The sequence below is a fragment of the uncultured Algibacter sp. genome, from assembly GCF_963976535.1.
Taxonomy (GTDB): Bacteria; Bacteroidota; Bacteroidia; order Flavobacteriales; family Flavobacteriaceae; genus Algibacter_B.
This window is the reverse complement of sequence record NZ_CAXBLF010000105.1, coordinates 1-5,339: the sequence shown is the minus strand read 5'-3', so window position 1 is coordinate 5,339 and position 5,339 is coordinate 1. Positions and strand designations below refer to the sequence as shown.

Sequence of the window (5,339 nt, the reverse complement as noted above, 5' to 3'; positions counted from 1 at the left end):
TAAGTATCAAAATCATAAATTAAAAGTACTATGAAAATCAGCAAGCCCTAATTATGAAAATGAAACCACATTTATAAAGGTAAAGGAATTACTAAATGATATAGGTTACCCTGTTGCAGGAGATAAAAACGCACTAACACAAAAGCTAAATCTTTTGTGAGTTGTGCCGTTAGAAGCATCAATAATTAAACAATTTCTGCGCTTAAACCTGCTTCGAGAAGCACAGAACAGCGTGGTTTTAAATCGTCATACAAACCCGTTTTTACCGTACACTTCCCTTTGTAATGCACAATTAAAGAACATTGTTCTGCTTGTTCTGCAGTATGCTCACAGGCATGTATTAGTGTTTCAATAACGTGGTCAAAAGTATTTACATCATCGTTATATAAAACAATCTCGTTTTGAGTTTTTACTTCTTCTTTAAGTAATAATTCTTGTGATGTTTTTTCCTTAGTACTCATTTTTTTGTATTCAGTTTGCAGTCGCAGTATACAGTAAATCTTACTATTATAAATTTTTAGTTTTTAAAACTTAATTTATAGCTAATTTAAAAATTTTAATGATACCCAATTGTTTCGTTCCAGTTTTTCTTCAAATTTTAACAAATATTTTTCACATTCGGCTTTAATCATTGTAATATCTTCATTGTAAAATCCGCTTAAAAATAACATGCCACCTTTATTCAAACAAGATATGTAGGTTGCCAAATCTTGCATTAAAATATTGCGATTTATATTAGCGATGATTACGTCGTATTTATTTTTTAAAACTGAAGCATCTCCTTCAATAACTGTGATATGTTTACGGTTGTTACGTTCTACGTTTTCTAGACTATTTAAATAACACCAATTATCATAATCTATGGCATCAATAGGCTTAGCGCCTTTAAGTTCTGCCAGAATAGCCAAAACTCCGGTTCCGCAACCCATATCTAAAACGGATTTATTTTTGAAGTCGTTTTTTAAAATATGCTGAATCATCATGTGCGTGGTTTCATGATGCCCTGTACCAAAACTCATTTTTGGCTCTATGATAATATCGTATTTTGTATCAAACTTATCATGAAATGGGGCTCGAACTGCACATATATCATCGACAACAATGGGATTGAAATTCTTTTCCCATTCGGCATTCCAGTTGATTTGCTCTATATTTTCAAAAGTATGAGTAATTTCAAATTCATCAGAATTCAATATTTGAATATCTTCAAGAATATTTTCGTTCCATTCGTCTTTCTGAATATATGCTGTAGCGCCTTCTTCGGTCTCTACAAAACTTTCAAAACCTGCATAACCTAGCTCTGCAATTAAAATTTCTACTGCTGGTTTTAAGGGTTTAACTTTAAAGTAGTAACCGATATAGATTGTATTGGACATGGCTTAGATAATAATATTAGCTGATTAGCCTGCGTTAGCGATTGCAATGAAAAGCCCACAGCTATGCCGATTTTTATCGGTATAGCGAGGACTTGTAAAGTAAAGCGCGACCCCGATTTTTCTTCGGGGTAACGCCCAAATTATTTTTATTGATTTCCTTCTTCAAGGAAATGACAAAAGCTTTTATTTACTTAAAACGCATTAACTATAGCTAAGAAATCTTCGGCATTAAGCGCTGCGCCTCCAATCAATCCGCCATCAACATCTGGCTTAGAAAAAATTTCTTGAGCGTTGCTTGGTTTACAGCTACCGCCATAAAGAATAGAAACCTCATTAGCAACGTCGGCTCCGTACTTATTAGCTATTGTTTTTCTAATAAATGCATGCATATCTTGTGCTTGTTCTGGACTTGCAGTTTCGCCTGTACCTATAGCCCAAACTGGTTCGTAAGCCAAAACAATGTTATCAAAAGCTTTCGCTTCTAAATGAAATAAAGCATTTTTAATCTGCAATTCTACTACTTGCTCTTGTTTTCCAGACTTTCTATCTTCTAAAACTTCACCAAAACAGAATATAACATCCATTTTATTTTGTAAAGCTGCATCTACTTTTTTTGCTAATAGAGCGTCGTCTTCACCAAAATATTCTCTACGCTCTGAATGTCCTAAAATAACCGTTTTAACGCCTATAGACTTCAACATTTTTGGAGATATTTCTCCTGTAAACGCTCCACTTTCAGCAAAATGCATGTTCTGAGCGGCTACTTTAACTTTTGATTTTTTAGTTACTTTAGCTACACGTTCTAAATTCACAAACGTTGGAGCTATTATAACTTTAGTTCCTTTTACTTTGCTTTTCTTAACTAATTTCGCAACTTCATTTGCCAGCTTTTTAGATGCTGATAAATCATTGTTCATTTTCCAGTTTCCTGCTACGATATTTTTTCTCATAATGTTGTGCTAACCTCTTAAAAAGAGGGATATATTTATTTGTAAATTTATTATTCCTGTTTTGATATACAAAAATAGCTAATTTTTTAATGCTTCTATTAACTTATTGTCATCAGCTTCAATAACATCAAATACAACGATTTCGCCAGCTTTATTTATTACCATATATCTAGGAATCCAGCTAATATTCACAAAATCTGCAAATGCGCTTTTCTTAGCAGAAGGCATAAAGTAATGCTCGCCTTGTAGATCGTATTTTTTTATACCTCTAATCCAAGCGTCCTGTGTTCTATCTAAAGACATAAAAATATAGGCAACGTCTTTATATGCTTCTTGTAATGCTTTTACTTTAGGCATACCTTTAATACAATCACTACACCAAGATGCCCAAATATCTATAACTATAGTTTTTCCATTTTGAGTTTCTAAGATGTCTTTAAATGTTATAATATCACCATTTAAAGTCTCAAATACATCTTTTAAAGCGGCTTCTGAAAATTGGGTTGGTTCTTCTGAACAGCTTAAAAAACTAATTAATAAAACTATTATGTATTTTAATTTATTCATGATTTTATTGTTTTGTGATAAGATGTTCACTTTCGCGGAAATGAAAAAATTATTCTAATTTTACTTTAGGATCTAACCAAACATAAATTAGATCCACAAAAATATTGATAATTATAAACATTACCGCGATAATTAACACCGAACCCATAATTACTGGCAAATCCAAGGTGTTTAGGGCGTTTACTATTTCTTTTCCTAGTCCGTTCCACCCGAAAATATACTCTACAAAAACAGCACCTGCTAACATAGATGCAAACCATCCAGAAATAGCTGTAACTACAGGATTTAATGCATTTTTAACAGCATGTTTTTTTATGATTTGAAATTCGCTTAAGCCTTTAGCTCGTGCCGTTCTAATATAATCTTGGTTAAAAACCTCCAACAAAGAGTTGCGCATTAACTGAATCACTACCGCCAAGGGTCGAATACCTAAAACAACAGCTGGCAATATTAAGTTTTTCCATTTAATATGAAAGGCTTCTCCAAAATCGTCAAGTTCATAAAGACTTCCTGTCATTTCTAAATTGGTGTATTCATGTAATAAATAGCCAAAGAACCACGCAAATAAAATGGCGCTAAAAAATGATGGAATACTCATTCCGAGCGTGCTAAATATTTGAATGGTTTTATCTAGCCATTTATCTTTATATAATGCTGAAATAATCCCTAGAAAAATGCCCAAAATTATAGCAATAACAATTGCCGAAACTGCTAAAACAAATGTGTTAGGTAAGGTTTCAGCCAACACTTCACTAACTCTTTTACCTTGTTTAGCAAAGGATTCTCTTAAATAGGGTTTCTTTAAAACCGCTGTTGTGTTACCTAATGAAAACAAGTTTGTTGCACTGTACTTTCCTTCACTTAAAAACGTATAGTCTTCTGAATTGTTTGAGTGAAATGAGAGAGGCGATAAATCATTCAAATAATATAAATACTGGGTGCTGACGGGTTTATCGAACCCGTATTTCTTCTTAACAATAGCTAACTGTTCACTATCATCATTTTGTCCCATCATCATTTGCGCAGGATCTCCAGGAAGCACACTAAATAAAAAGAAGATAACCGTAACTACTCCAACTAATGTAAGTAACGCGTAAAATATTTTATTTAGTAAATAGCTTATCAGTTGTTGTTGAGTTAATTATTCATCTTTAAGTTTAACTTCTATTATTCCTGTGTAAAAAGTATTGTTTTGAGTATTTAATATTTTTAGTTGAATGGTATCCTTTATAACATTTACACTTTCAATTTTAGCTGAATCTATTGCTTCAACATCTTCTTTTGTTGAAGCTTCATCATTTACAAAATAAGCAATACTGTTTTCAACTTTTTTTGGTTCAGGTTTTCTTTCAACTTTTGGTAGCTCTAAATCGTCAATATCATTCCAGTGGACTTTTTGCTTCACAAGCCCCTTATCTAATTCTAAAACACCTGGATTAGAACGCACCACCGTTTTAAGTGCCTTTTCGTCACATAAATACCAATCGAAATCAATATTATAAGCTTCGTTAATACGTTGTTTTGTTTCTTCACCAGAGGCTGTTAAACCTATTATTTGATAATTATTTTTTCTAGCGTCATCCTGTAAAGCCTTTAACTTTAAAGCTCCCGCTCGTTCTATACTTTCTAAACTATAAGACACCACTATTATTAAGTTCTCTTGTTCTAAAAAATGTGTAATTAAATCTTCATCCGCACTTTCAATTGAAAAGTCAATTACCGGAGGTGTATAACCTTCTTGAATTACTTTAGCTTCAACACTCACAAAATCACCATCAACCGAAGGGTAAGAGCCATTCGTTTTAATAACCTTTTCTTCTCCATTAATATTAAACTTCCAACTATATTCTTGAATGGGTTTTGGTGCACCTTCTGGAACGGTCATGCCCTCTTGAATATTCTTTCCTATGGCATAAGCTCTAAAATCTATAGCCGGTAAATGCATCAACACATAATATCCAAACCATAAACTAATGATAAAACTAAGCAATGCCAAAACTGTTGTTGCGAGTTTTCCAAATACGGGTTTAATATGTTTTACACCCACAAAAAGAATAATAATCAGCACTAAAAGCGCAACATCCTTCCAAAACGTTGTCCAAGGCTTCAACTTAATAAAGTCACCAAAACAACCGCAATCTTTTACTTTCTCGAAATAGGCTGCATAAAACGTTAAAAACGTAAAGAATACAATCATTACTAGTAAACTCCAAACCGTGAATTTAGACTTATATCCAATGAGCAAAAACACACCTAAAACGACTTCAAACACCACCACCAAAACTGAAATCATTAAAGCATAGGGTTCTAAGAATGGTATATTTAAAACATCTGGACTAAAATATTCTTGGAGTTTATAAGAAAATCCTAGTGGATCGTTTAGCTTAATAAGTCCAGAAAAGATAAACAATACGCCAACTAATATTCTTGATATGTTTACTAATGC

The 5,339-nt window shown here is 32.7% G+C and carries 6 protein-coding genes; all 6 read right to left on the bottom strand.

What is annotated here, in order from left to right:
* Positions 1-185: 185 nt before the first annotated feature.
* A complete protein-coding gene (locus AAC024_RS15640; protein WP_339896422.1) occupies positions 186-461 on the bottom strand; it encodes an ATP-dependent Clp protease adaptor ClpS in 276 nt (91 codons plus the stop codon).
* A gap of 81 nt (positions 462-542) precedes the next feature.
* Positions 543-1,376, bottom strand: coding sequence for a 50S ribosomal protein L11 methyltransferase (prmA, locus tag AAC024_RS15635; RefSeq protein WP_339896421.1), 834 nt, complete (start codon positions 1,374-1,376; stop codon positions 543-545).
* Positions 1,377-1,567: 191 nt separating this feature from the next.
* Positions 1,568-2,326, bottom strand: coding sequence for a triose-phosphate isomerase (tpiA, locus tag AAC024_RS15630; protein WP_339896420.1), 759 nt, complete (start codon positions 2,324-2,326; stop codon positions 1,568-1,570).
* A gap of 78 nt (positions 2,327-2,404) precedes the next feature.
* A complete protein-coding gene (locus AAC024_RS15625; protein WP_339896419.1) occupies positions 2,405-2,893 on the bottom strand; it encodes a TlpA disulfide reductase family protein in 489 nt (162 codons plus the stop codon).
* 49 nt (positions 2,894-2,942) lie between these two features.
* The gene (locus AAC024_RS15620; protein WP_339896423.1) at positions 2,943-4,019 is read right to left on the bottom strand and encodes an ABC transporter permease; all 1,077 of its coding nucleotides are present in this window, start codon (positions 4,017-4,019) and stop codon (positions 2,943-2,945) included.
* 15 nt (positions 4,020-4,034) lie between these two features.
* Positions 4,035-5,339, bottom strand: a 1,305-nt coding sequence (locus tag AAC024_RS15615) for a BT_3928 family protein (RefSeq protein ID WP_339896418.1), incomplete at its 5' end; no start/stop codon positions are given.

Coding starts and splice junctions, on each gene's coding strand:
- AAC024_RS15640 (WP_339896422.1), bottom strand. CDS start 461: ATGAGTACTAAGGAAAAAACATCACAAGAATTATTACTTAAAGAAGAA.
- prmA (WP_339896421.1), bottom strand. CDS start 1,376: ATGTCCAATACAATCTATATCGGTTACTACTTTAAAGTTAAACCCTTA.
- tpiA (WP_339896420.1), bottom strand. CDS start 2,326: ATGAGAAAAAATATCGTAGCAGGAAACTGGAAAATGAACAATGATTTA.
- AAC024_RS15625 (WP_339896419.1), bottom strand. CDS start 2,893: ATGAATAAATTAAAATACATAATAGTTTTATTAATTAGTTTTTTAAGC.